Origin of the sequence: Cognatishimia coralii, assembly GCF_037478305.1 — a bacterium.
Lineage (GTDB): Bacteria > Pseudomonadota > Alphaproteobacteria > Rhodobacterales > Rhodobacteraceae > Cognatishimia > Cognatishimia coralii.
In genome coordinates this window covers 167625-193308 of record NZ_JBBGAZ010000005.1, presented here as the reverse complement: position 1 = coordinate 193308, position 25684 = coordinate 167625, and the positions used below count along the sequence as shown (strand labels likewise).

The following is a 25684-nucleotide window of genomic DNA, read 5'->3' as shown; positions in this document are numbered from 1 at the left end:
ATAGGCGGCAGATATGCAGATGCCGACAAAAGAAGAGGTCCTTGAGTGGATCTCTGACAATCCGACCCTCACCAGCAAACGTGACATCGCCAAAGCCTTTGGCATCAAAGGCGCTGCGCGGATCGATCTGAAACGCCTTTTGCGAGAGCTCGAGGCCGAGGGCCATCTGCAGAAACGCAACAAAACCTACCGCGATCCCGACAAACTGCCGCCTGTGAGCGTGCTGCAGGTTTCCGAGATTGATAGCGACGGCGATCTCTTTGCCCGCCCGATGGAATGGCAGGGCGAGGGCGCAGAGCCGCGCATTCTGATGATGCTGAAACCCAGCGATCCAGCGTTGGGGCCGGGGGATCGCCTGCTGGCGCGGCTAACTGAGGTTTCAGGCGAAGATCACGCCTATGAAGGCCGCCTTATCCGCCGCATCGGCACCAATCCTCGTCGGGTTTTGGGCGTCTTCCGCAAAACGTCAGAAGGCGGACGGATCCTGCCTATCGACAAGGGCGACGACAAACAATGGCAGGTGCCCGAGGGCGCTGTGAATGGCGCCAAAGATGGCGAGTTGGTTGAGGCCGAACAAGCAGGACCAAAGTCCCGTATGGGCTTGCCCCGCGCGCGGATCGTGAACCGACTCGGAGATCCCACTGCACCCAAAGCGGTGTCGCTGATTGCGATCCATCAACATGGCATTCCCGATGACTTTCCAGATGAGGTCATTGCCGAGGCGGATGCGGCCAAGCCCGCAGGCCTCGGAGATCGCACGGACCTGCGCGAGATGCCCCTGGTCACCATCGACCCCGCAGATGCACGCGATCACGATGATGCCTGCTGGGCTGAAGCCGATGATGATCCCAAAAACCCGGGTGGTCACATCGTCTGGGTCGCGATTGCAGATGTGGCCCATTACGTGACGCCCGGCTCAGCACTGGATCGAGAGGCCAAGAAGCGCGGCAACTCCAGCTATTTTCCTGATCGCGTTGTGCCGATGCTGCCGGATCGGTTGTCGGGGGATCTCTGCTCGCTGCACGAAGGCGTGCCGCGCGCCTGTATAGCAGTTCGGATGAAGCTTGACGCAAAGGGCCATAAGATCTCGCATCGGTTCATGCGGGCTATGATGAAATCTGTGGCCTCGCTGAACTACGAGGAAGTGCAAGAGGCACAGGACGGCAATCCGAACGAACGCTGTGCCGCCTTGATGGACGATGTGATTACACCGCTTTATGCGGCCTATGAAGCGACCAAAATCGCGCGTGCGGAACGTCAACCTCTCGAGTTGGATCTGCCGGAGCGCAAGGTCGTACTAACGGACGAAGGCGAGGTCGCGTCGATCAATTTCCGAGATCGACTGGATGCCCACCGCCTGATCGAGGAATTCATGATCCTCGCCAATGTCGCCGCCGCCGAGACCCTGATCGCGCGCGGCGCACCGCAATTGTTCCGGGTTCACGAAGAGCCAGCGCCTGAAAAACTCGACAGCCTGCGCGAGGTGGCGCGGGCCTCTGGGTTCAATCTGGCCAAAGGGCAGGTGCTGAAGACGGCACACCTTAATCGGCTGCTGAATGAGGCAGCGGGATCGGATGAGGCCGAACTCATCAATATGTCGACACTGCGTTCGATGACGCAGGCTTATTGTTCGCCGCAGAACTTCGGGCATTTTGGCCTGTCGCTGCAGTCCTATGCCCATTTCACCTCTCCCATCCGCCGCTATGCCGACCTGATCGTGCACCGTGCGCTTGTGGGCTCGCATGGATGGGGCGAGGATGGTTTGTCGTCCCAAGACATTGAAAATCTGGAAAAGACCGCGAGTCATATTTCTGAGACCGAACGCCGCTCGATGCTGGCGGAGCGCGATACGACAGATCGTTACCTCGCAGCCTATCTGAGCGAGCGGTTGGGCAACGAATTCACCGGCAAGATTGCGGGCATTGCCAAGTTTGGCGTTTTTGTTCGGCTCGACGAAACAGGCGCAGATGGCCTTGTCCCGATGCGAGAACTTGGCCGCGAATATTTCAATTTCGATAAAGACAGCAATACACTGGTTGGCTCAGACACCGGGCAGGTCATTCACCTTGGCCAGCGAGTCGTTGTTCGATTGGCCGAAGCTGCTCCTGTGACCGGTGGTGTAGTGCTCGACTTGTTGGAAATCGACGGCAAGAAACCAAGCCAAGGCCCCAAGCGCGGACGGGGGCGACCTGTGAAACGCAAAGCCTCGTCTCACAAGAAACGCGCAGCCAAGACAGCACGCAAGGTGTCTCGGAAACGCCGCAGCTAGGGGCTTTGCCCCCTTGGCCTTTGGCCAATTCCCCCCAGAGTATTTGGGCAAGATGAAACCACGCCATTTCATCTTGCTAAAAATACTCAATCCAAAGGTTTGAATTGAGCGCTCTGCGTGAGGCTCTTGCCAAAAACTGTCAGGGCGGCGCAGTATCAACGCCCTATGTCCCGTACCACGCGCCTCTTTCAATTGATGCAAGCCTTGCGTAGCCTGCCCAGCCCCGCCACCGCACAGGGGCTGGCGGATGAGATGGGTGTCTCGATCCGCACCATCTATCGCGATATCGACAGTCTGCGCGGACTTGGCGCCGTGATCGACGGCGAGGCGGGTTTTGGCTATACGCTGATCGAAGATGCAGCGTTGCCTCCGCTTGGATTTGAACCCGAAGAGCTGGAAGCCTTGGTTCTGGGATTGAGAGAGGTCATGGTTGTCGGCGACCCCGCGCTGGCTCAAGCCGCAAATGCCGCCTTGGCAAAGTTGAAAGCACGCCTGCCTTCGGCGCAGGCCAACCGCCTGCAGCATGCGGTTTTGACGGCGCAGCGTTGGGAACGCCCACCCGAGCCGGGTATCGACGCCAGTGTTCTTCGCAAGGCTGTTTGGGACGAACGGCGCATTCATTTCTCTTATAGCGATGCCGAAGGCGCAAAAACTCGCCGAGAGGTGGATCCGCTGAGTATCGTCTACATGCAAATGAGTTCTTGCCTTTTTGCATGGTGCCATTTGCGCAAGGATTACAGGGTGTTTCGCCTGGATCGCATGCAGGATCTCGAGGTCTTGGACGCATCCTTCCGCCCAAACCGGGTACGTATGTTGCGGGAATACATGGAAATCCTGCGGCATCAGGATGCCGAGCATTAGGTCCAACCGATAGAATTCTTTCTACTTTCGCCTATTCGGGGTAGTCTGGGGGCAATAAGTCTCAGGTGAAACTGAATGAGGCGAGCAATGCGTAAGTTGTTTTTTGGTTTGGCGGGTTGGGCCGCATTGATCGGGAGTCCGGCTTTGGCCGAGGCACCCACAAGCTCGCTGCGCCCTGTGGCGCGTGTGGACATCTCAGAGGTCAAACTCGCTTCGGCCACATTCTTGCCAAGCTCCAAACGACCCGTGGTTCGTCCAGGCCTTCAGCGCATTTCGGTTGGTGACACGAAACAGATCAGCGAGGTCCGGTTTCAGGGGTGGATCAAACGTTTCAAGAATCGTGCCAAGCGGAACGGGATTTCGCAAGCGACTTTGGATCGTGCCTTCAAAGGCGTGACCTATAACGCCTATGTCATCGACAAGGACCGCAATCAGAACGAGTTCACCAAGACCGTTTGGGAATATCTGGACAGCGCCGCCTCTGAAACGCGGATCAAGAACGGCAAAGCGGCTCTGCGGGATCATCGCCAAAAGCTGGATGCGATTGAACGCAAATATGGCGTCGAGAAAGAAGTCGTGGTCGCGGTCTGGGGCCTTGAAAGCGCCTACGGGACATTCAAGGGCGATATCCCCGTGATCGAAGCGCTCGCGACTCTGGCCTTTGATGGCCGCCGAGGCAAATTCTTTGAAGCACAGCTTTTGGCCGCTTTGGAGATCCTTCAGGATGGCCACACCAGCCCCGCCAACATGAAAGGCAGTTGGGCCGGCGCGATGGGGCATACTCAGTTTATCCCAACGTCCTTTCAGTCCTTTGCCGTTGATTTCACCGGAGATGGACGTCGAGATATCTGGTCTGATGACCCTTCTGATGCTTTGGCGTCGACGGCAGCCTATTTGAAACGCTCGGGCTGGACCAAAGGCCAACCCTGGGGCGTAGAGGTCAAGCTGCCAACGTCGTTTGACTACAAGCTTGCCAATCGAAAGATCACCAAAGCGCCAAGTGAATGGGCGCGTTTGGGAGTTGTCGGGCTGGACGGAAAGCCCGTGCGTAATTTCGGAGAGGCCGCTGTTCTCTTACCCGGAGGGCATCAAGGCGTGGCTCTTCTGGTCTTTGACAATTTCGCAGCCATTGAAAAATACAACACCGCGGATGCCTATGTGATTGGCGTCGGTCACCTCAGCGATCGCATCACTGGCGGGGGGGCGTTTAAATCTGGCTGGCCTTATGGCGACCGAGCCCTGACCTTTGATGAGCGCAAAGAGCTGCAACGTCGATTGAACCAACGCGGACATGGTAATCTGAAAGTCGATGGCCTGATCGGTCCGATTACGATTGACGCGGTGCGGTCCTATCAGCTCGGGCGGGGATTTGTGCCAGACGGCTATGCGTCGTTCAACTTGTTAAAGGGCATGCGCTAAGGTATTACCCGCGCTCATCCCTTCAACGCAGCGACTTCGGCCTCATAGCCCGCTGCATAGTCAGGCGTGCCTTGTTCGACTTTCCAGGCACAATAGGCAGCCATTCGGTAGTGATAGGCGGGCGCGAGTGATCGATATCGCGCTTCATGCTGCGGTATACAGGCGAGAAACCCATCCAGTTCATCCGCGCTCAAGACAGAGCCACGATAGAGGCCCTGCATCGCCGGAGACACAAAGATCGCCATGTCCTCGCAAGGGTCTCCAACGCCGGGGCATTGCCAGTCGATCAAATACAGGCCTGCTTCATTCGTGATCAAATTCCCCGGCACCATGTCGCAATGAAGCAACACGGTTTCATCCGTCGGGGGCACATCCAAAAGGGGCCGTAATTCAGAGAGTTCGGTGTGTTGGTGACACCGGCTGAGGATGTGATCCGCATGCTCCAGGATCTCGGCACTCCCGTTTGGGATCCGCCTGAGCCCAGAAGGCACTGGCTGCGCATGAAGTTTCTGCATCATGTCGGCGACCTCTGCGACGCTCTCACGCCAAGGATCGCCCGGAATTGCGTGATAGAGCGTACAGTATCCCTCGGGTGCATCGAACTCCGTGACCAATTCCGGTGCGATGCCAAGACCTGCGAGATGCCGCAGCATCACACCTTCGGCCTGGGCATCGTTGGGAAAAAGCGGATTGCCACTTGCCGCGCGATAGAGCTTCAGCACCAGACATTGATCGCCACCAGACACTTGCCATGTCGTGTTGGTTCGGCCACCAAACAGCACTGACCATTGCCCATCTGCAGTCCAAGGCACAACTTCCGACACAATGTGCCGAAGTTGAGCTGAGGGAAGAGGGGCGGTTTGGATCACTCTTTTGCTTTCTTGGCTGGGATTGGAACGAGCTAGACCTTTGGGAAACCCTAAAGCACGTTGATGTGCTTGTTAAATTCCGCCAAGGCGCGGGTCCAGACAGGCCCGCTCAAGTCACCCACCGTTTGCAAGGTTGGCAGTAGCTGTGCGGCATAGTCCTCAGAACTTTCAAGAGGCAAAAGCGACGGCAGATTGTCGATGGCCATAACGTCCAGGACAGGCGTTTGCGCGACGCGCAAAACCGGTGCGCTCCAAGTGGTGGCTCGGTCGTAGATCGGTATTGGATTGAAAGCACTGTCAGGATCGCAAGCCACATCGCCAATGACGCTCAATTGCCTCTGAGCGGTCAAAGCATCATGCGGTACGAAAACCGGCGTCCCTTCTCGGGCGAAGATCGAATTTACAAAAATATCATGCGCCAGAATTTCGGGGAATGGCCCACCGTGGGCGGTCTCTTCGATGTCCCAAGGCGTGACATCACATCCGAGCGCCGCAAGCAGATCGCTGGCCCCACTGCCAACACGCCCTTTGGCGCCTATTACGATTGAGTTGGGCCGCGCATCACCGACATCTGCCAATCGCGCGTTCAGGTCTGCCAGCAAGGCATCTTTGTTTTCATAGGCCGAAACTGGCCCGCAAATATCGCCGGTCTGTTGGCTTATCCATGCCATCACGCTGACAGCGGCTCCTGCATAGCCTGCCCAATAGCCAAAGGCCGCCACGCGCCGCCCTGTCTCATCTACAAGACTTTCCAGATCGAAGAGTGTGCCACCGCCTGCCCTAAACCGCTCCAGCAGAATACGACCCGAGGCCTGACCCTTATAGGCATGTCCAAAAAGAATATGTTTATGGGTCAAGGGTGTACCGTCTTCAGGCAGCTCTTTGAGCCCAAAGATCACAGCATCAGACGGGGCCGACGGCCAAGAGGCAAAATCGGCCACGTCACAGCCTGCTTGCACATAATGCTCCAGTGGGATGACCCGCGTCGGGCTATCTTCGACGGTGACGTGAATGCCGCGCGCGATCAGGGATTTCGCACCCTCAGGCGTAAGCCCGACCCTTTTTTCGTTGTCCCGTTGCTCTGCCCTCAGCCAGATATGCGCCATGACAGGCTCTCCTATTCGCATTGCCCAGATCGCACTCTAACTCCAAGGTTGCGACTGTACAGAGCCGTCGTCTTCATCTTGCCAAAAATACTCAAACACCCGCTTTCGGCAGGAGCCGTAATTTCGACCCTTTCTAAGGGGGCGGCCCCGTGGCAAAAGACATGAGGACGGCAAGGAGGCGCGACATGGGTGAACAGGCGAAATTCGGCAAAGGGTGTCATCTGCATCTGATCGACGGCTCGGCCTTTATCTTTCGCGCCTATCACGCATTGCCGCCGTTGACGCGAAAATCTGATGGCCTGCCAATTGGCGCCGTGGCTGGCTTTTGCAACATGCTGCACCGCTATGTTGAGGGTAACACGGGGCCGGATGCGCCAACCCATGTGGCGGTGATCTTTGACCATTCTGGCAAGAGCTTTCGCAACGACCTTTATGATCAATACAAAGCCAATCGCCCTCCCGCGCCCGAGGATCTGCGCCCTCAATTCCCGCTGACCCGCGACGCCACCCGCGCCTTCAACATCGCCTGCAAAGAGATCGAAGGCTTTGAGGCCGACGACATCATCGCGACCCTTGCCTGTCAGGCGCGCGATGCGGGCGGGCGCTGTACCATTATCAGCTCTGATAAAGATCTCATGCAGCTTGTCGGCGATGGTGTCGAAATGCTCGACGCAATGAAAAACAAACGCATCGACAGCGACGGCGTGGTCGAGAAATTCGGAGTTGGCCCGGACCGCGTTGTGGACGTACAGGCCCTGGCCGGCGACAGCGTCGACAATGTGCCCGGCGCGCCCGGGATCGGTGTGAAAACCGCAGCGCTTCTGATCAACGAATACGGCGATCTCACCAGCCTCTTGGATCGCGCCGAGGAAATCAAACAGCCCAAACGCCGCCAGACCCTGATCGACAATCGAGCCCAGATCGAACTGTCGCGCCAGCTCGTGCAACTTGATTGCGAGATGGAGCTGGATTTCAGTCTGGAAAGCCTTGAAGTACAGGATCCAGACCCAGAAACTCTGATGCATTTCCTCGCAGATATGGAGTTCCGCACCCTCACTAAACGCATTGCTGAACAGCTCGGTGTCGAGGCGCCTGTGATTGCCGAGGCGGCGCCCGCGAAAACGGAAGCGGCAGCGCCGGATGAGCTGCCGTTTGACGTCGATAGCTATACCTGTGTCTCGGATGCCGCCGCCTTGAACGAATGGGTCGCCAAGGCTCACAAGCGGGGCTGGATCGCTGTGGATACTGAAACCACGGGCCTCAATGAAATGCAGGTGGATCTGGTCGGGATCTCGCTTTGTGTCGAGGCAGGCGAGGCCTGCTACATCCCGCTCACCCATAAAAAAGGCGCGAGCGACGACCTCTTTGGCAGCGATGATCTGGCCGAGGGACAGATGGGCCTGAATGAGGCGCTGGATATCCTGAAGCCGATGCTCGAAGATCCCGCCATCATCAAGATCTTCCAGAACGCCAAATACGACTGCAAGATCTTCAAGCGCTATGGAGTCTCGGTCGCTCCGATCGATGACACGATGCTGATGTCTTACGCGATGAATGCAGGCGAGCATAACCACGGTATGGACGTGCTCAGTGAACGTTATCTCAGCCACAACCCGATCTCGATCAAGACGCTTTTGGGCACCGGGAAATCCGCAATCACCTTTGACAAGGTGCCGCTTGAGGACGCTGTGAAATATGCGGCGGAGGACGCCGACATCACCCTGCGTCTATGGCAGAAGTTCAAGCCGCAACTACACCAAAAGCAAGTCACGACGGTTTACGAAACGCTTGAGCGCCCATTGGTTCCGGTTCTGTCTGAAATGGAGATGCACGGTGTGCTGGTCGACCGAGACACGCTCAGCCGCATGTCCAATTCCTTTGCTCAAAAAATGGCGGGATTTGAGGCCGAACTGCATGAGATGGCGGGCAAGCCTTTCAACGTACAAAGCCCCGCGCAGGTCGGGCAGATCCTCTTTGAAGACATGGCGCTTGAGGGCGGCAAGAAAACCAAGACCGGCCAATGGTCCACCCCAGCCGATGTGCTCGAAGACCTCGCGGCCACGCATGATTTCCCCGCACGTGTTTTGGATTATCGCCAGCTACAAAAGCTGAAATCCACCTACACGGACGCCTTGCAGGACCACATCGACCCAGACACGGGCCGCGTGCACACGTCTTACTCTCAGACCGGCGCGAACACGGGCCGCTTCTCGTCCAACGATCCGAACTTGCAAAACATCCCCGTGCGCACCGAGGAGGGCCGTCGCATTCGTGAAGCGTTCGTGGCCGCTGAGGGCAACAAGCTGATCAGCCTCGACTATAGCCAGATCGAACTGCGCATCCTCGCGCATATTGCTGGTATCGACACGCTGAAACAGGCCTTCCGCGATGGGCATGACATCCACGCAATGACCGCGTCTGAGATGTTTGACGTGCCGCTCGATCAGATGACCCCTGATGTGCGCCGTCAGGCCAAGGCAATCAACTTTGGCGTCATCTATGGGATCTCGGCCTTTGGTCTGGCGCGCAATCTGCGGATCCCGCGGGGTGAGGCACAGGACTTTATCAACCGCTACTTTGAGCGTTTCCCGGGCATCCGCACCTATATGGACGACACCAAGGCGTTCGCGAAAGAAAACCTCTACGTGCAGACGCTCTTTGGGCGCAAAATCCATATGCCGCAGATCAATGCCAAGGGCCCGCATGCGGGATTTGCACAGCGCGCGGCGATCAATGCGCCGATCCAAGGGACAGCTGCCGATATCATTCGCCGCGCCATGGTGCGCATGCCTGAGGCGATCAAGGACCTGCCGGCCAAGATGCTCTTGCAGGTACATGACGAATTGATTTTCGAAGTGTCCGAGGACGCCGTCGAAGACACGATTTCGGTGGCGCGCGACATCATGCAGGGCGCAGCAGAACCAGCGATCAAACTCGATGTGCCGTTGGTCGTGGATGCCGGCATAGGCGACAACTGGGCCGAAGCACATTAGAATATCCCGATTTCTTTAAAAGAAATCGACGTCGGATCCTTTCAAAGGATCCGCGGCCTGAAAACGACTCCTGGTCGAAAATGGAACAGACGGCCTCGCGAATTGGAACGACACTCGGCGCGTTGCGATTTGGGAGATTCGCATGGCCGTTGCACATCATCACTACGAACTGAGCCCCGCACTGATGCTGCGCGGGAACGCCTTGGGGCTGTCCTCGATGCTGATCTGGTCGATGGCATTTCCGGCCGCTGACATCCTACTCAAGTCCTGGGACCCAATGGCGCTGACCTTGTTTCGTTTCGTGCTTTCGGTCCTTTTTCTGATCCCGATCTGGATCATGATCGAAGGCTGGCAAAAGGTGCGTAGCGCCCCATGGCTGCGTGGCATTCTGATCGGAGGCCCGACCTTTGGCATCGCGCCATATCTGCTGCTGGTGTCCCAAGATCTGACCTCTGCGATTACGGCGGCCATTCTGGCCTCGACCCTTCCGATTGTAAGCACATTGCTCGAAGTAGTTACCGGAGAACGCAAGTTGCGCATCACTTTCGTTCTGGGCCTGGCGCTTTCTGTAGTTGGCGCGATTGTCGCCACTGGGCAGATTGAAGCAGTCTCGCTTGGGTGGGGCGCATTGGCAATGCTGGGGTCCGTGGTCCTTTTTGCGGTTGGAAGTTATCTGGCCGTTCGAAATTTCCCCGAAGTGACACCGCTCGGCCATACTGTGTTACCCCTTGTGGGAGGGCTGATTGTAACGGCAACGATCTATATTGGCATGATTGCCTATGGTCTCGATGTGATCCCACGACATCATATCAGCTCGACCGAGATCGTTTGGCTGGTGATCTACGCCCTCGCGGGCCTCGCGATTTCACAGCTGTTGTGGGTGGCGGCTGTCGGCCAGATCGGCGTCGCGCTTGCCTCGTTCCATATCAATGCGACACCGTTTTATGTCATGATCCTGATGCTGTTTCTCGGGGCCTCATGGGATTGGCCAGCCGCAATCGGAGCCTCAATTGTGATTCTTGGTGTGGTTGTCGCCCAATTGCGCCGCCGCGGGTGCGTGGTTCAGTCCTAATCAAGGTCCTCAGCGGGCATCATGGGAAAAAAGGCGTCCATTGACGTGACCCCAAACATCACCGTCGCGTCGACCTTCTGTTCGTGGCCCAGTTCGACCAAACGGTAGAATGTCTTGCGGTCCAGGCGTGCTTCAAGACCTGCACGCACCATGACATAGACCGATGGCTCTTGTGTTGCGGGATCGCTGGTGAAGCGGATGGGGTGGCTCTCGTCCGCCGTGACCACGTCTCCGACATGGGTTGTGAAACTCAGCGATTGCGTGCCGCCGCTCTCGGACGCATCGATGTCTACGGCGACAAACGGGGCATCCTCAACGGTGATCCCCACTTTCTCAACAGGGGTCACGAGAAAGTAATCGGCGCCTTCTTTCTTTAGGATCGAAGAGAACATCCGGACCATTTCCGGGCGATTGATCGGGCCGCCTTCATGAATCCAAGTTCCGTCACGTTTGATCTGCATATCCAGATCGCCGCAAAACGGCGGGTTCCACAGATGCACCGGTGGCAAGTCTTTGCCGGTTGCCGCGTTTTGCACCTGCTCCAGCCCGCCTTTAGACAGATTTACACTCATTTGTGACGTCATTCTTTTTGCCATTTGCGCTGCGCGCGATACACTTTCAGGTAGATAACTGTTTTTCAGGAGACTTGTCATGTCCGACCCCAAGGAAATGCTGCGCGACATCGAGGCGCTGGGCGAAAGGCTCGGGCAGGCGAAATCTATCATCTCGCGGCGTTTCATCGGACAAGAGAAGGTCGTTGATCTCACCCTGGCCTCTTTGCTGTGCGGTGGCCATGCCTTGCTGATCGGTTTGCCGGGCTTGGGTAAAACACGATTGGTGGACACGCTGTCCACCGTGATGGGGCTGAACGGCAATCGCGTGCAGTTCACGCCGGATTTGATGCCCGCGGATATTCTGGGCTCCGAAGTGCTTGAGACCGGCAAGGACGGCTCCAAAGCGTTTAAATTCGTGCCGGGCCCGATCTTTTGTCAGCTTTTGATGGCGGATGAAATCAACCGCGCAAGCCCTCGGACGCAATCGGCGCTGTTGCAGGCAATGCAAGAGCGCAAAGTGACGGTCGCGGGCGAAGATCGCGCCCTGGACGCGCCCTTCCACGTGCTCGCGACGCAAAACCCGATTGAACAAGAGGGCACCTATCCGTTGCCAGAGGCCCAGCTTGACCGCTTCCTCGTGCAGATCGATGTGCCTTATCCCGACCGAGATACCGAACGGGATATCCTTTTGGCGACTACAGGGGCCGAAGAGGCCGAGGCTGAGGCGGTATTTTCCGGCGAAGAACTGATCGCCGCACAGAACCTGTTGCGGCAAATGCCGGTGGGTGAAAGCGTGATGGAGTTGATCCTTGATGTGGTGCGCGCCTGCCGTCCGGATGACGACAGCAGCAGCGCTCATATCCGCGATGTTGTGGCCTGGGGGCCAGGTCCTCGGGCAGCGCAGGCCTTTATGATGATGGCGCGGGCCTGGGCCTTGCTGGATGGGCGTCTTGCGCCGTCGGCCGAGGATGTCATGGCTCTGGCGGGTCCGGTTCTGAAACACCGCATGGCGCTGACCTTCGCGGCCCGCGCGCGCGGTGAAGACATCACCAATGTAATCCAAAGCGTGGTTGAAACCGCAGACCGGAAAGAGGCCGCTGCGTGAGTTCGCAGCCCCAGCTCAGACGGCGGGCCGAAGCTGCGGCTGCCAAACTGCCGCCGCTTTTGGCGCGGGCAGAGCATCTGGCGAATACCGTTTTGCTGGGGGACCATGGGCGGCGGCGTTCTGGATCAGGAGATGATTTCTGGCAGTATCGCCCGCTTCAGGACGGCGACAGCTTTCGCATGATCGACTGGCGGCGCTCGGCCAAATCTGATGCGCAGTTTGTGCGGCAAAAGGAATGGCAAATTGCCCAGTCAGTCAGCCTGTGGGTCGATGGGTCGGCCTCTATGTCCTATACATCAAGCAAAGATCTTGCGCCGAAATCGGACCGGGCTCAGGTCTTGGCTCTGGCCCTGTCGATCCTGCTGATCCGTGCCGGAGAACGTGTGGGGCTGGCGGGAACCGATCTGCCACCCCGTCGAGGGGATGGTCAGATCTGGCGCCTTTGTGAGGCGCTTTTGGCGCAGGGCGAGGGCGACTATGGCACGCCCGAAGCGCGCGCGATGATCCCACGGACGCGCGCTTTGTTTGTGTCCGATTTCATGGGGGACATCGCGGCTGTGCAGCAAGCGCTCGCCAAAGCCGCAGATCGCGGCGTGCGGGGCGTTTTGCTGCAAATTCTGGACCCGATCGAAGAAGCCTTTCCTTTTCAAGGGCGCGCCATCTTCGAAAGCATGGGCGCGACGTTGGAGCACGAAACGCGCAAGGCGAACGACCTGCGCGACCGGTATCTTGAGCGCCTTTCCGAACGGCGTGAAACACTGGAACACCTCGCCAAAGTCACGGGTTGGCAATTCGCCACGCATCTGACCGACGCCCCTGTGCAGCAAGCGCTGTTGTGGCTCTATCGCGCCATGGAAGGAGAGCGCTGATGTTCGGTCTGCCGCTCGCCTTCACCACGCCCTGGCTTTTGTCCGCCTTGGTTATGCTTCCTGTGCTGTGGATTTTGTTGCGGGCCGTGCCCCCGGCGCCGATCCGGCTGCGGTTTCCAGGCGTGGCCTTGCTGTTGGGGCTGCAAGACGACGAAAGCGTTATGGATCGCACGCCGTGGTGGCTCTTGCTGCTGCGCATGCTCTTGATTGCGGCGCTGATCCTTGGTTTGGCGGGCCCTGTTTTGAACCCCGAAGAACGGTCCAATAGCGATGCGCCCTTGCTGGTTGTGCTGGACGGCGGCTGGGCTTCTGGTCCTGCTTGGGCAGAGCAGAGTGAGCTTTTGGAAAGCACGCTTAGGGAGGCCGACCGATCTGGACGAGACGCCGCTTTGCTGCGCCTCACAGATCCCCAAGCTGTAGAATTTCTGCCAGCCGGAGCTTTGGTCAGGCGTATTCCCGACACCGCGCCCCTCGCTTGGTTGCCCGATGAAGCAGATGTTCAGTCCGTCTTGGCAGAGATTGAAGGCCGTGCCTTTGATACTGTTTGGTTCTCGGATGGATTGGACTTTGAGGGCCGTGACCGGCTGCGCACGGCCTTGCAGGCGGCAGGGCAGTTGCGCGTGGTCCAAAGCTCTGATCCGGTTTTGGCGATTCAGTCCGTTGGCTTTGATGACGGGATCCTGACGGCAACCGTGCGCCGGTCGGTGCCAGTGGCCTCTGTCGAGCGTCAGATTGAGGTGAAAGGTCTGGATCCCAACGGAGTCGACCGTACTCTGGCGCGCGCGGCTCTGCGATTTGATGGCGCGGATCTACAGACGGATGTCAGTTTTTCCCTGCCCTCGGAACTGCGTGGACGGATCACGCAATTTGCAATCGAGGGGCTGCGGTCTGCAGGTGCGGTTTACCTGACCGACGATGCGCTAAAGCGGCGCGAGGTTGCGATCATCTCGACCCGCGACGACCGTGAGGGTTTGGAACTGCTCTCGCCTAGCCACTATCTGCGGCAGGCCTTGGTCGAGACAACCGAGCTGATCGAAGCTGCAATTCCTGTCGTCATTCCAGCCAATCCAGACGTCATAATTCTGGCCGATATTGCGACGCTTGCGCCTGCCGAAGAAGAAGCTCTGATCGAATGGATCCAAGACGGCGGCTTGCTGTTGCGGTTCGCGGGGCCTCAAATGGCGGCAAGCGATCTAAGCCGGTCCGAGGAGCACCCGTTGATGCCCGTGCGTCTGCGTGCAGGCGGGCGCAGTGTCGGTGGTGCGATGAGCTGGGGCGAGCCAAAAACCCTCGCGCCCTTTACCGAGGACAGCCCGTTCTTTGGCCTGCCTTTGCCAGAGGATGTCCGCGTCACAGCGCAAGTGGTTGCACAACCCGACCCAAGCCTTGCGGATCGCGTATTGGCAGAACTCTCGGACGGCACGCCTTTGGTGACGCGCAAAGCGGTAGGGCAAGGTCAGGTGGTGCTGTTTCACGTCTCGGCAAATGCAGAGTGGTCGGGGCTGCCACTATCGGGGCTCTTTGTGCAGATGCTTGATCGGCTGGCGGTCCTGTCGGCCAAAAGCGGCAGCGCGGCGGATGTGATGGAGGGCACGATTTGGCAGCCGTTGCAGGTTATGGATGGGCTTGGGCGCTTGTCCGACGCCAAGACCCTGTCAGGGATTGCCGGAGAGGTGATTTCACAAGAGGCCCTCGGGCCGGATGTGCTGCCCGGACTTTATCAAAATGGCGAAGAGGTCTTTGCGCGCAATGTCTTTGCGCCAGATGACGACCTTAGGGCATTTGACTGGCCTGCCTCTGTCACAATCGAGGGGCTTGAACAGGATGTGACCCGCGATCTGACCTCGTGGTTCCTGATTGCCGCTTTGGCGTTGTTGGCGATTGATACGATTTTGTCTCTGATGTTGTCTGGCCGTTTGTCTGGCCTGCGCGCGGCCCCCTCGGCGCTCGCTGCGCTGGCGCTTCTTGGTGCGACATCGACGGACCTTGGGGCGCAAGAGGCTCCGAGCCTCACGGATGAGATCGCATTGGGCTATGTGATGACCGGAGATCAGCGCATCGACGATATGTCATACGCCGGGCTTTATGGGCTTAGCAACGTCTTGTTCAGCCGCACATCCATCGAGCCTGTTCCGCCCGAAGCGGTCGATCTGGAAACATCAGAGCTTGCTTTCTTTCCATTCCTATATTGGCCGATCAGCCCCGATCAGCCGGTGCCATCGGGCGAGGCCTATGCCAAGTTGAACCAGTATCTGCGATCCGGCGGCATGATCCTCTTTGACACCCGCGACGCCGACGTCGCGCGACTAGGTTCCGGCAGCCCGAACGGGCGTAAATTGCAGGCCTTGGCGCAGCCTTTGGACATTCCTCAATTAGAGGTGGTGCCCAAGGACCATGTCCTGACGCGCACCTTCTATCTTTTGCAGGATTTTCCGGGCCGCTACGCAAGCCGCGAAGTCTGGGTCGAAGCGGCCCCGGCAGATGCCGCGCAAGTCGAGGGCATGCCGTTTCGCAACCTGAACGATGGTGTGACACCGGTGGTGATCGGCGGCAATGATTGGGCCTCGGCCTGGGCGACGAATGAGTTTGGTGTTTATCTCAACCCCGTCGGGCGCGGCCTGCAAGGCGAGCGACAACGCGAGATTGCCTACCGCTTCGGAGTAAACCTCATCATGCATGTTCTGACTGGAAACTATAAGTCCGATCAGGTCCACGTGCCTGCTCTGCTGGATCGGTTGGGCCAATGAGCAATTCCGTCCTGTTTGAGCCGCTGATCTCTTGGCAAATCCTCTATATCTTGGCCGCAGTCTTTGCGCTGACCACGGGCTTTGCCGCTTGGCGGGGTCTTTCGGGCTGGTTGCTGCGTGGGCTGGGCGCATTGGTGATATTGGTGGCTCTGTCCGGTCCGGTTCTGCACCGCGAGGACCGGGCGCCTTTGTCTGATGTCATTCTACTCGTGGAAGATGCAACGGCCAGCCAGTCGCTGGGAGATCGCGGGGGGCAAACCGCAGAGGCTTTGGCGGTGTTGGAGCAGCGTTTGGCAGCACGTCGCAACACGGAAATTCGCAGGATCAAACTAAATGACGGCGATGGCGATGCTGGCACGGAACTGATGGGCGCGATCTCTCAGGCGCTTGCAAAAGAGCCTGCCGGTCGGGTTGCGGGCATCATCGCTGTGTCAGATGGGGTGGTGCATGACATGGACGCAGCACCGACGTTGCCAGCCCCCCTGCATGTTTTGCAAACCGGAGAGGCATCGGACTGGGATCGCCGCATCATTGTTCGCAACGCGCCTGCCTTTGGCATTTTGGGCGAGCCGATTACTCTGACCTTGCGCGTAGAGGACAGCGGTGCTGCGCCAATTGACGACTTTGCGCCACTTCAGATCTCGGTCGACGGCGCGCCGCCTTTGGATTTCACCATTCCGATTGGCGAAGACATCGACGTGCCTTTGACCCTCACGCATGGCGGGCGCAATGTGATCCAATTCACGGTGCCGAGTGCCGAGAATGAACTGACGGATCGCAACAATACCGCGTTGATCCAGATGAACGGCGTGCGGGACCGGCTGCGTGTTCTTTTGGTCAGCGGTGAGCCTCATCCCGGCGGGCGTACCTGGCGCAATCTGTTGAAATCAGACAGCTCGGTTGATCTGGTGCATTTCACGATCCTGAGACCTCCTTCAAAACAGGATGGCGTGCCTGTGGATGAACTGTCCCTGATCGCCTTTCCGACCAGAGAGTTGTTCCTGCAAAAAATCGAAGATTTCGATCTGATCATCTTTGATCGCTACAAGCGACGCGGGATCTTGCCCTCGGCCTATTTGGACAATGTGGTGCGCTATGTGGAAGAGGGCGGTGCGGTTCTTGTGGCGGCGGGGCCGGATTTCGCCTCGGCTGACAGTATATACCGTTCTCCTTTGGCGCGGATTTTACCTGCAGGACCGACAGCGCTGGTGGTCGAAGAGCCTTATGTGCCGCTGATCAGCGACGTGGGCGCGCGCCATCCGGTGACGGCGGGATTGCCCAATGCGGGTGGCTGGGGTGAATGGTTGCGCCTCGTCGATGTTGCACCAGAAAGCGGGCATGTTGTGATGACAGGGGCAGGCGACCGTCCCCTGCTGGTTTTGGACCGTAAAGGAGAGGGGCGTATCGCGCTTTTAGCCTCTGATCAGGCGTGGCTCTGGGCGCGTGGGTATGACGGTGGCGGGCCTCAGCTCGAACTTTTGCGGCGCTTGGCGCATTGGATGATGGGCGAGCCCGAGCTTGAAGAGGAATCCCTGTCGGCGCAGGCCAATGGCCAGAGCATGCGCATTATAAGGCGGTCGCTGCAGGACTCTGTCGGCGAGGTCGAGGTGATAACCCCCTCTGGCGAAACTGAGGTTTTGGCGCTGACAGAACAGGAACCCGGGCGGTTTGAAGCGCGTTTTGAAGGTTCAGAGATTGGCCTCTATCGCTTGCGCAACGGAGATCAGGAGTCCGTCATCGGGCTTGGACCTGCGGCACCCCGCGAGTTTGCTCAGGTGATCGCGACCTCTGCCATTGTGCAACCCGCTGTGGATCAGCTGCGCGGTGGCGTGCATCGGTTGGAAGACGGCGTTCCGGGTATTCGCAATGTGCGTCTGGGTCGTCCGGCGAGTGGCCGAAACTGGATCGGAATCGTGCCGCGCGAGGCCTATGAGGTGCAAAGCGTTGCGCGGATGTCTTTGATGCCCGCCTGGCTGGTTTTGTTGATCATTTCGGCTTTGGTTGTCGGAGGTTGGCTGCGCGAAGGCCGCAGTTGATTTCTGACGACGTGCCGGAAACTTTGAAAGTTTCCGACGCCGATTTCTTTCAAAGAAATCGATTGCTCGAACACCAAGGGAAATAACGGTTCAAACCATCGGCGTGACAGGGTAAGACCCTGATAATTCCAAGCTGAGGAGCCTATCCAATGACTGCCCCCAAACCCGTTGTTCTCTGCATTCTGGATGGCTGGGGCCTTAGCGACAGCAACGAGGGCAACGCCCCTCTTTTGGCGGATACGCCAACGATGGACGCAATGCTGGCGAACTGCCCCTCTGCCACATTGATCACCCATGGACCGGACGTGGGCTTGCCGAGTGGTCAGATGGGCAATTCCGAAGTCGGGCATACCAATATCGGCGCGGGACGGGTTGTGGCGATGGATCTGGGGCAAATTGATCTCGCGATTGAGGATGGCTCATTCTTTGAAAACCAAGCGATCCTTGATTTTGCTGCCCAGCTGAAAGCCACCGGCGGCACGGCACATCTCTTGGGCCTGATCTCTGACGGAGGCGTTCACGGCCACATCACCCATATCCTCGCCGCGATCAAAGCACTGACGGATCAAGGCGTGCCCGTCGTGCTGCACGCGATTGCCGACGGCCGCGATGTGGCCCCACAGTCGATTGAAAGCTATCTGTCCGCGCTACATGCGGGGCTGCCCGAAAGCGCGCGTATTGGCACGCTCACTGGCCGCTATTTCGCAATGGACCGCGACAATCGCTGGGAGCGTGTGTCCAAAGCCTATGACGCCATGATCCACGGCCAGGGTCTCTCGGCGGCTAGTATCGAAACAGCCATCAGCGAAGCCTACGACCGTGACCAAAGCGACGAGTTCATTCAGGCGACCGTTCTGGGTGGCTATGCCGGCGCGAAAGACGGTGACGGCATTTTCTGTCTGAACTTCCGCGCAGACCGCGCGCGCGAAATCTTGGCAGCGATGGGTAAACCCGGTTTTGCCGATTTCGACATCGGCACGCGACCCAACCTCACCATGTTGGGCATGGTCGACTATTCCGACGACCACAAAACCTATATGACTTCGGCTTATCCCAAGAAAGAGATCGTTAATACGCTTGGTGAGTGGGTCGCGAAACAGGGCAAAACCCAGTTTCGTCTCGCGGAAACCGAGAAATACCCACATGTGACCTTCTTCCTGAATGGCGGCGAAGAAACCCCGTCTGAGGGCGAAGATCGCTATATGCCCAAGTCGCCCAAAGTCGCGACCTATGACTTGCAACCCGAAATGTCCTCGGCCGAAGTGACCGAGAAGTTCGTGGACGCAATCGAAGCAGGCTACGACCTGATCGTCACCAACTACGCCAACCCCGATATGGTTGGTCACACTGGCGACCTGAATGCTGCGATGGCCGCATGTAATGCGGTCGACACCGGTCTGAAAGCCGTCCAAGAGGCGCTCATCAAAGCAGGCGGCACCATGATCGTGACCGCGGATCACGGCAATTGCGAAGTCATGATCGACCCTGTCTCCAAAGGCCCGCACACCGCGCATACCACCAACCTCGTACCCGTCATTTTGGTCAATGGCCCCGAAGGCGCGACGTTGAAAGCGGGTCGTCTGGCGGACCTCGCACCGAGCCTGCTGGATCTGATGGGCCTGCCTCAGCCCGAGGAAATGACCGGAGAGAGCCTTATTCAGCGATGAAACTGACCGCGCTTCTTCTTTCGCTGTCTCTCACAGCCTCTGCGGCCATCGCCCAAAGCGATGCGGCCAGCGAGGCACGTGACGCAGCGCGGGATCTGGAAGAAGCGGCCGTGGCTTTGCAACAGGCAGAAAGCTCTCGCAACCGGATCAAAGCGCTTACGCAGGTCGTGCAATCCTATGAGGATGGCTTGGCCGCCCTACGCGAAGGCCTCCGCCGCGCGGTGATCCGTCAACAGCGCCTCGAGGCACAATTGGTGCAGCAAGAAGCCGAAATCGCGCGACTGATCGGCGTACTACAAACGCTAGGCAACAACAACAGCCCGACGCTCTTTCTGCACCCGCAAGGCCCGACAGGTACTGCTCGCGCCGGTATGATGCTGGCCGATGTGATGCCCGCGCTCAACGCCGAAGCTGCCGAGCTGCGAGACGCTCTGCAAGAAGTCCGCATCCTCCGCGAGTTGCAGCTTGGTGCGGCCGACACCCTTCAATCCGGCCTCGACGGCGCGCAAGCCGCCCGTACCGCACTGTCCAAAGCCATCTCGGATCGCACCGACCCACCGAAACGCTTCATCGAAGATCCGGTGCAAACCGCGTTGCTGATCGCTGCCACCGAAACGCTCGAAGGTTTCGCCAGTGGCCTCACGGATATGTCGCCCGAACCCGAAGGCCTCGCGCCGCTGCCAGACATTTCCCACCGCCGCGGTAAGCTTGATCTGCCGCTTGAGGCCGAGATCCTGCTTTACCCCGATGAGACCGATGCCAGCGGCGTCACCCGCCCGGGCATCACGCTGGCCACCCGCGCAAATACGCTGGTCTCAAGCCCTGTTGCTGCCACCATACGCTATCGTGGCCCGCTTCTGGATTTAGACAATGTCATGGTGCTGGAACCTCAGCCCGGCCTGCTTTTTGTCTTCGCGGGCCTTGGTGCCGTTTTTGGCGAGGTCGGCGAAGTCATCCCCACCGGCGCACCGCTTGGCTTGATGGGCGGAAATGATCCGAAAATCGATGCCATTCTGTCACAGTCTGGTGAGGGCTCTGGTCAGGACCGCACAGAAACGCTCTATATAGAAGTCAGAGATGGCAAGACCCCTGTTGATCCCTCAGAGTGGTTCAACATCAACAAGGATAGATGAGTATGAGAAGATTCGTCGTGGCCGCGCTGGGCGGTACTTTGGCCGGAATTCTGGCGACGACCCAGATTGCTGGCCCTCTGCTAGCCCAAGACAGCGCGGATAACGCAAGTGTTTACGAACAGCTGGACCTTTTCGGCGATATCTTTGAACGCATCCGCAGCCAATATGTCGAAGAAGTCGACGAAGGCGATCTGATTGAGGCGGCCATCAATGGCATGCTGACGTCGCTGGATCCGCACTCCAGCTATCTGTCGCCAGATGACGCGGCCCAGATGCGTCTGCAAACCCGTGGTGAATTTGGTGGCCTTGGTATCGAAGTCACCCAAGAAGAGGGCTTTGTGAAAGTCGTGTCTCCGATTGATGGCACGCCAGCCTCAGAAGCGGGCATCGAAGCGGGCGACTTCATCACCCATGTGGATGGCGAAAGCGTCTTGGGCCTGACTCTGGACGAAGCCGTCGACATGATGCGCGGCCCCGTTGGCTCTGAAATCATCATCACCATCGCGCGTGAAGGCGAGACCGAACCGTTTGATGTCTCCATCATCCGCGACACGATCAAACTGACGGCTGTACGCTCGCGCACCGAAGGCGACAGCATCGTTCTTCGCGTGACCACCTTTAACGATCAAACCACGCCGAACCTGGAAGAAGGTATCGCCGAACAGATCGACGCGGCGGGCGGCATCGACAATATCAACGGCCTCGTGCTGGACCTGCGCAACAACCCGGGTGGCCTTTTGACCCAAGCGATCCGTGTTTCGGATGCGTTCTTGGAAAAGGGCGAAATCGTCTCGACCCGTGGCCGCTTTGTCGAAGATGGCGAGCGTTTCAACGCAACCCCGGGCGATCTGATGCAAGGCAAGCCTATTGTGGTTCTGATCAACGGTGGCTCTGCTTCGGCTTCTGAAATCGTCGCAGGTGCGCTGAAAGACCACCGTCGCGCGATTGTCGTTGGCACCAAGAGCTTCGGCAAAGGCTCGGTTCAAACCGTCATGCCTCTGCGCGGCGAAGGCGCGATGCGTCTGACCACAGCGCGCTATTACACGCCGTCGGGCCGCTCGATCCAGGCGCTGGGCGTGTCGCCAGATATCATCGTGGAACAGCCACGCCGCCAGCCTCAGACCGAGGAAGAGGAAGAGCGTCGCACACGTTCCGAGGCGGATCTACGCGGCAGCCTTGGAAACGACAGCCTCAGCGAAGACGAAATCCGTCAGATTGAAGAGGATCGAGCCGTGGCCGAGGCCTCTGCGCAACTTCGCGAGGATGACTATCAGCTCGCCTATGCGATCGACATCCTGAAGGGTCTCAGCGCGCTGGGACCGCAGGAATAAGCCTCAAAACACAAGTCCAACGCCCCGCACTTCGCGGGGCGTTTTTCTTTGCGCCCTTGCTCCCGTTTCGCCCATGGGCTTTAAAGCCACCAGACACAGGAGCCCCACATGACCCCCGAAGAGATCGCCAAACTCCCCTATCGCCAGAATGTCGGCGTGATGCTGGTCAATGCGGCGGGCGAGGCCTTTGTCGGCCAACGTTTGGACAGCGAAGTCGCGGCTTGGCAAATGCCCCAAGGGGGGATCGACAAGGGTGAAACGCCTGCCGCGGCAGCCCTGCGCGAGCTTGAGGAAGAAACGGGTGTCTCGCCGGATCTGGTCACATTGTTGGCTGAGTCCAAGGGCTGGATCGCTTATGATCTGCCCCACGACATCGTGCCAAAAATCTGGAAGGGCCGCTTCAAGGGGCAGGAACAGAAATGGTTCCTTTATCGCTTCCACGGCACGGACGACCAGATCAATATCGAGGTCGACCATCAGGAATTTTCTGAGTGGCGATGGCTGCCGGTGGATCAACTGGTTGCCAATATCGTGCCGTTTAAACGTGAAGTTTACGAGCAGGTCGTCGCGGAATTTACCCCCTTCGTCTGAGTTCATCTTGCAAAAAATACTCAGAATCCAACGGCACTAATTTTTCGACTCCAAAAAGAACAAAATAAGAACATATAATAGGGCATGCCGGTCGAACTCTGCGCCATGTCCAATTTTACTTTCCTCACCGGGGCCTCTCACCCCGAGGAGTACATGCGACGTGCGCTCGAGGTCGGCCTCAGTGCCATCGCTATCGCCGATGACAATTCCGTGGCCGGCATCGTGCGCGCCTATACCGAGGCCAAAGATATCGCGCGGCGGGTCAAAGAGCGGCAGCGCTTTGACGATGAACATGGGCTCATTGGGCCCCCCAAACCCTTAGACCTTCCCGATCCGCAGTCCTTCCCGATCTACGATGTCCCGCGCCTCATTCCCGCCGCGCGGCTGCTGTTTGAGGACGCGGGTCCAGTGGTGGCCCTGCCGATCAATCGTAAAGGCTGGGGGAGCCTCTGTCGTATCCTCTCTCTCGGACGGCTTCGGGCTGAAAAAGGCAGCTGCATTCTCAGGCTTGAGGACCTTACGAGTCATCACGACGGCCTCCACCTGATCCTGCAACCCGCGCCGGATGCGCATCATCAGCCCCGCGGCGCGTCCACTTGGGAGCAGCAAGCCAAACGCCTGACGCGCCGCTTTGCAGGGCGTATCGATGTGATGCTCAGTCCCCGATATGACGGGCAGGATGCGCCACGGTTTGCGGCCATCGTGGAACGTGCCACGCATCTGGGGTTGCCGACAGTGGCGTCTTGCACCCCGCGCATGCACCACGGGCGTCGTCGCAAGCTGGCGGATGTGCTGGCGGCGGTGCGCTCGGGGTGCAAGGTCGAAGCCCTGGGACGTGAAGCCTTAGCCCATTCAGAACACCGCCTGCGCAGCGCGCGGGATATGGCGCGGATCTTTCGGGACCACCCCGAGGCGCTCGCTCGGGCGGACACGCTCGCGGGCTCGCTCACCTTCTCGCTGGGAGAGCTGCGCTATGAATACCCCTCGGAAGTGGCACAGGGGGAAAGCGCGACCGAACGCCTGAAACGGCTCGCCTACGAGGGCCTCAAGTGGCGCTATAAATACGGTGCGCCTGAAAGGGTGCGGGGCATGCTCGAACATGAGCTCGCCTTGATCGCGAAGCTTAACTACGAGCCTTATTTCCTGACTGTTCGCGATATCGTCCATTTCGCCCGCTCCCGCGATATCCTGTGTCAGGGGCGGGGGTCTGCGGCCAACTCGGTGGTCTGTTACTGCCTCGGCATCACCTCGGTCAGCCCCGAAATCGGCACGATGGTGTTTGAGCGCTTTGTCTCTGAGGCCCGAGACGAGCCGCCTGATATCGACGTCGATTTCGAGCACGAACGGCGCGAAGAGGTCATCCAGTGGATCTATGAACGCTATGGCCGCCACCGCGCGGGGCTCTGTGCCACGGTCGTTCACTATCGCGGCAAACGTGCCATCCGAGAGGTCGGCCGTGCCATGGGGCTGACCGAGGACACGATTTCCGCGCTGAGTTCGCAGCTCTGGGGCTTTTTCTCGGCCAATGGGCTGGAAGAACACCGCATGCGCGAGATCGGGCTTGATCCGGGCGACAAACGCCTTCTCCAAACCATGGCGCTGGTCTATGAAGTTATCGGCTTTCCACGGCACCTCTCCCAACATGTCGGCGGCTTCATCGTCACCGAGGGGCGGCTCGATGAGTTGGTCCCGATTGAAAACGCCACGATGGAGGACCGCACGGTCATCTGTTGGGACAAGGATGATATTGAAAGCCTTGGCATCCTGAAGGTCGATGTGCTCAGCCTCGGGATGCTGACCTGTATCCGCAAAGCCTTTGATCTGATGACACGGCATCATGGTCAGACCTACACGCTCTCAAGCCTGCCGCAGGAGGATCCAAAGGTCTATGACATGCTCTGCGCGGCGGACTCCATCGGCGTGTTTCAGGTGGAAAGCCGTGCCCAGATGAACTTTCTGCCGCGCATGCGCCCGCGCCATTTCTATGATCTGGTGATCGAGGTCGCCATCATCCGACCGGGCCCCATTCAGGGCGACATGGTGCATCCCTATATCCGGCGTCGGAATGGCGAGGAGAAGGTCGAGTTTCCTTCAGATGAGTTGGGCGAAGTGCTGGGCAAAACACTCGGTGTGCCGCTGTTTCAGGAACAGGCGATGCAGATCGCCATCATCGGTGCGGGGTTTTCACCGGAAGAGGCGGATCGTCTGAGGCGCTCCCTCGCGACCTTCAAGAAACATGGCAACGTCAGCGAATTCCGCACACGGTTCATGCGCGGGATGAAAAAGAACGGCTATGACGAAGACTTCGCCGCCCGCTGTTTTTCCCAGATCGAGGGCTTTGGATCCTATGGCTTCCCCGAAAGCCATGCCGCCAGCTTTGCCTTGCTGGTTTACGCCAGCGCCTGGATCAAATGCCATCATCCCGGGATCTTTGCCTGTGCGCTGCTCAATTCCCAGCCCATGGGGTTTTATGCCCCCGCCCAGATCGTGCGCGATGCACGGGAACATGGGGTGACGGTCAGGCCCGTCGATATCAACGAGAGTTTCTGGGACAACGTCATGGAGCCTGACGGGCAGGGCGGTCTGGCCTTGCGGCTGGGCTTTCGCCAGATCAAAGGCATTCGCGAAGAGGACGCCGCCTGGATCACAGCGGCGCGCGGCAATGGCTATCTGAGCGTTGAAGAGGTCTGGCGGCGGGCAGGGATAGGCCCTGCGGTCATCACACGGCTGGCTGAGGCAGATGTATTCGCAGGGCTTGGTTTCGTGCGCCGCGAGGCCCTGTGGGAGGCCAAGGCGATCCGGTCGGACAAGCCTCTGCCGCTGTTTGAGGCGGATATGGATGGCGAGGCGATCTTTGAGGCGCCTGCCAATCTGCCTGCAATGACCTTGGGCGAGCAGGTGGTGGAGGATTACGTGTCTATGCGGTTGAGCCTCAAGGCCCATCCGGTGGCTCTGTTGCGGGACCAGTTGACGCCGGTGGATGTGGCGGGCTCGGAATGAGTATTTAGGGCAAGATGAAGGTTGATTGCCCCAGCCCGGTCCCCATATGGGGAATCCGATGG

General features: G+C 58.7%; 17 protein-coding genes. 14 read left to right on the top strand and 3 right to left on the bottom strand.

The genetic code is table 11. The annotated features are described in order from the left end of the window. Window positions 1–13: 13 nt before the first annotated feature. The 3 genes from rnr to WG622_RS11210 all read left to right on the top strand — a co-directional run bounded on the left by rnr (window position 14) and on the right by WG622_RS11210 (window position 4549). The gene (gene rnr / locus WG622_RS11220; protein WP_339403660.1) at window positions 14–2269 is read left to right on the top strand and encodes a ribonuclease R; all 2256 of its coding nucleotides are present in this window, start codon (window positions 14–16) and stop codon (window positions 2267–2269) included. A 165-nt stretch (window positions 2270–2434) separates the two neighbouring features. Beyond that, complete coding sequence (locus WG622_RS11215; RefSeq protein WP_339403659.1) at window positions 2435–3130, top strand: helix-turn-helix transcriptional regulator; 696 nt, start codon at window positions 2435–2437, stop codon at window positions 3128–3130. 87 nt (window positions 3131–3217) lie between these two features. Next, complete coding sequence (locus WG622_RS11210; RefSeq protein ID WP_339403658.1) at window positions 3218–4549, top strand: lytic murein transglycosylase; 1332 nt, start codon at window positions 3218–3220, stop codon at window positions 4547–4549. Window positions 4550–4563: 14 nt separating this feature from the next. On the opposite strand, the gene WG622_RS11205 is transcribed toward WG622_RS11210, so the two are convergent. Next, window positions 4564–5418, bottom strand: coding sequence for a phosphotransferase (locus tag WG622_RS11205; RefSeq protein ID WP_339403657.1), 855 nt, complete (start codon window positions 5416–5418; stop codon window positions 4564–4566). A gap of 50 nt (window positions 5419–5468) precedes the next feature. Continuing rightward, window positions 5469–6524, bottom strand: coding sequence for a saccharopine dehydrogenase (locus WG622_RS11200; RefSeq protein WP_339403656.1), 1056 nt, complete (start codon window positions 6522–6524; stop codon window positions 5469–5471). A gap of 185 nt (window positions 6525–6709) precedes the next feature. Between WG622_RS11200 and polA the strand changes: the two genes are divergently transcribed. Together polA and WG622_RS11190 are read left to right on the top strand one after the other, a co-directional pair. Further along, on the top strand, window positions 6710–9517 hold the full coding sequence (gene polA, locus WG622_RS11195; RefSeq protein ID WP_339403655.1) for a DNA polymerase I: 2808 nt from the start codon (window positions 6710–6712) through the stop codon (window positions 9515–9517). A 142-nt stretch (window positions 9518–9659) separates the two neighbouring features. Further along, the gene (locus WG622_RS11190) at window positions 9660–10589 is read left to right on the top strand and encodes a DMT family transporter (RefSeq protein WP_339403654.1); all 930 of its coding nucleotides are present in this window, start codon (window positions 9660–9662) and stop codon (window positions 10587–10589) included. On the opposite strand, the gene WG622_RS11185 is transcribed toward WG622_RS11190, so the two are convergent. Further along, window positions 10586–11161 carry a DUF1285 domain-containing protein gene (locus tag WG622_RS11185; RefSeq protein ID WP_339403653.1) on the bottom strand — a complete coding sequence of 192 codons (576 nt, stop codon included), beginning with the start codon at window positions 11159–11161 and terminating at the stop codon, window positions 10586–10588. The genes WG622_RS11190 and WG622_RS11185 overlap by 4 nt on opposite strands. A gap of 79 nt (window positions 11162–11240) precedes the next feature. On the opposite strand from WG622_RS11185, the gene WG622_RS11180 reads away from it, so the two are divergent. The 9 genes from WG622_RS11180 to WG622_RS11140 all read left to right on the top strand — a co-directional run bounded on the left by WG622_RS11180 (window position 11241) and on the right by WG622_RS11140 (window position 25622). After that, window positions 11241–12248, top strand: a complete 1008-nt coding sequence (locus tag WG622_RS11180) for an AAA family ATPase (protein ID WP_339403652.1) — start codon at window positions 11241–11243, stop codon at window positions 12246–12248. Continuing rightward, window positions 12245–13117: a DUF58 domain-containing protein gene (locus WG622_RS11175; protein ID WP_339403651.1), complete on the top strand. Its 873-nt coding sequence runs from the start codon at window positions 12245–12247 to the stop codon at window positions 13115–13117. Before WG622_RS11180 ends, WG622_RS11175 begins: the two co-directional genes overlap by 4 nt. Continuing rightward, window positions 13117–15864, top strand: a complete 2748-nt coding sequence (locus WG622_RS11170) for a DUF4159 domain-containing protein (RefSeq protein WP_339403650.1) — start codon at window positions 13117–13119, stop codon at window positions 15862–15864. The genes WG622_RS11175 and WG622_RS11170 overlap by 1 nt, the downstream gene beginning before the upstream one ends. Next, window positions 15861–17900 (top strand): hypothetical protein, encoded by a 2040-nt coding sequence (locus tag WG622_RS11165; protein WP_339403649.1) that lies wholly within the window; start codon window positions 15861–15863, stop codon window positions 17898–17900. Before WG622_RS11170 ends, WG622_RS11165 begins: the two co-directional genes overlap by 4 nt. Before the next feature lie 149 nt (window positions 17901–18049). Then, window positions 18050–19567: a 2,3-bisphosphoglycerate-independent phosphoglycerate mutase gene (gene gpmI / locus WG622_RS11160; protein WP_339403648.1), complete on the top strand. Its 1518-nt coding sequence runs from the start codon at window positions 18050–18052 to the stop codon at window positions 19565–19567. After that, the gene (locus WG622_RS11155) at window positions 19564–20700 is read left to right on the top strand and encodes a murein hydrolase activator EnvC family protein (protein WP_339403647.1); all 1137 of its coding nucleotides are present in this window, start codon (window positions 19564–19566) and stop codon (window positions 20698–20700) included. Before gpmI ends, WG622_RS11155 begins: the two co-directional genes overlap by 4 nt. A gap of 2 nt (window positions 20701–20702) precedes the next feature. Then, window positions 20703–22031, top strand: a complete 1329-nt coding sequence (locus tag WG622_RS11150) for a S41 family peptidase (protein ID WP_339403646.1) — start codon at window positions 20703–20705, stop codon at window positions 22029–22031. Window positions 22032–22139: 108 nt separating this feature from the next. Beyond that, a complete protein-coding gene (locus WG622_RS11145; RefSeq protein ID WP_339403645.1) occupies window positions 22140–22622 on the top strand; it encodes an RNA pyrophosphohydrolase in 483 nt (160 codons plus the stop codon). 84 nt (window positions 22623–22706) lie between these two features. Further along, complete coding sequence (locus WG622_RS11140) at window positions 22707–25622, top strand: error-prone DNA polymerase (protein WP_339403644.1); 2916 nt, start codon at window positions 22707–22709, stop codon at window positions 25620–25622. The last annotated feature ends 62 nt before the right edge of the window (window positions 25623–25684 follow it).

What these genes read in the sequence shown, in the direction of transcription:
- WG622_RS11180 (WP_339403652.1), top strand. Translation starts at nt 11,241, where the DNA reads ATGTCCGACCCCAAGGAAATGCTGCGCGACATCGAGGCGCTGGGCGAA.
- WG622_RS11150 (WP_339403646.1), top strand. Translation starts at nt 20,703, where the DNA reads ATGAGAAGATTCGTCGTGGCCGCGCTGGGCGGTACTTTGGCCGGAATT.
- rnr (WP_339403660.1), top strand. Translation starts at nt 14, where the DNA reads ATGCAGATGCCGACAAAAGAAGAGGTCCTTGAGTGGATCTCTGACAAT.
- WG622_RS11190 (WP_339403654.1), top strand. Translation starts at nt 9,660, where the DNA reads ATGGCCGTTGCACATCATCACTACGAACTGAGCCCCGCACTGATGCTG.
- WG622_RS11170 (WP_339403650.1), top strand. Translation starts at nt 13,117, where the DNA reads ATGTTCGGTCTGCCGCTCGCCTTCACCACGCCCTGGCTTTTGTCCGCC.
- WG622_RS11200 (WP_339403656.1), bottom strand. Translation starts at nt 6,524, where the DNA reads ATGGCGCATATCTGGCTGAGGGCAGAGCAACGGGACAACGAAAAAAGG.
- WG622_RS11145 (WP_339403645.1), top strand. Translation starts at nt 22,140, where the DNA reads ATGACCCCCGAAGAGATCGCCAAACTCCCCTATCGCCAGAATGTCGGC.
- WG622_RS11215 (WP_339403659.1), top strand. Translation starts at nt 2,435, where the DNA reads ATGTCCCGTACCACGCGCCTCTTTCAATTGATGCAAGCCTTGCGTAGC.
- WG622_RS11140 (WP_339403644.1), top strand. Translation starts at nt 22,707, where the DNA reads ATGCCGGTCGAACTCTGCGCCATGTCCAATTTTACTTTCCTCACCGGG.
- WG622_RS11155 (WP_339403647.1), top strand. Translation starts at nt 19,564, where the DNA reads ATGAAACTGACCGCGCTTCTTCTTTCGCTGTCTCTCACAGCCTCTGCG.
- gpmI (WP_339403648.1), top strand. Translation starts at nt 18,050, where the DNA reads ATGACTGCCCCCAAACCCGTTGTTCTCTGCATTCTGGATGGCTGGGGC.
- WG622_RS11210 (WP_339403658.1), top strand. Translation starts at nt 3,218, where the DNA reads ATGCGTAAGTTGTTTTTTGGTTTGGCGGGTTGGGCCGCATTGATCGGG.
- polA (WP_339403655.1), top strand. Translation starts at nt 6,710, where the DNA reads ATGGGTGAACAGGCGAAATTCGGCAAAGGGTGTCATCTGCATCTGATC.
- WG622_RS11165 (WP_339403649.1), top strand. Translation starts at nt 15,861, where the DNA reads ATGAGCAATTCCGTCCTGTTTGAGCCGCTGATCTCTTGGCAAATCCTC.
- WG622_RS11185 (WP_339403653.1), bottom strand. Translation starts at nt 11,161, where the DNA reads ATGAGTGTAAATCTGTCTAAAGGCGGGCTGGAGCAGGTGCAAAACGCG.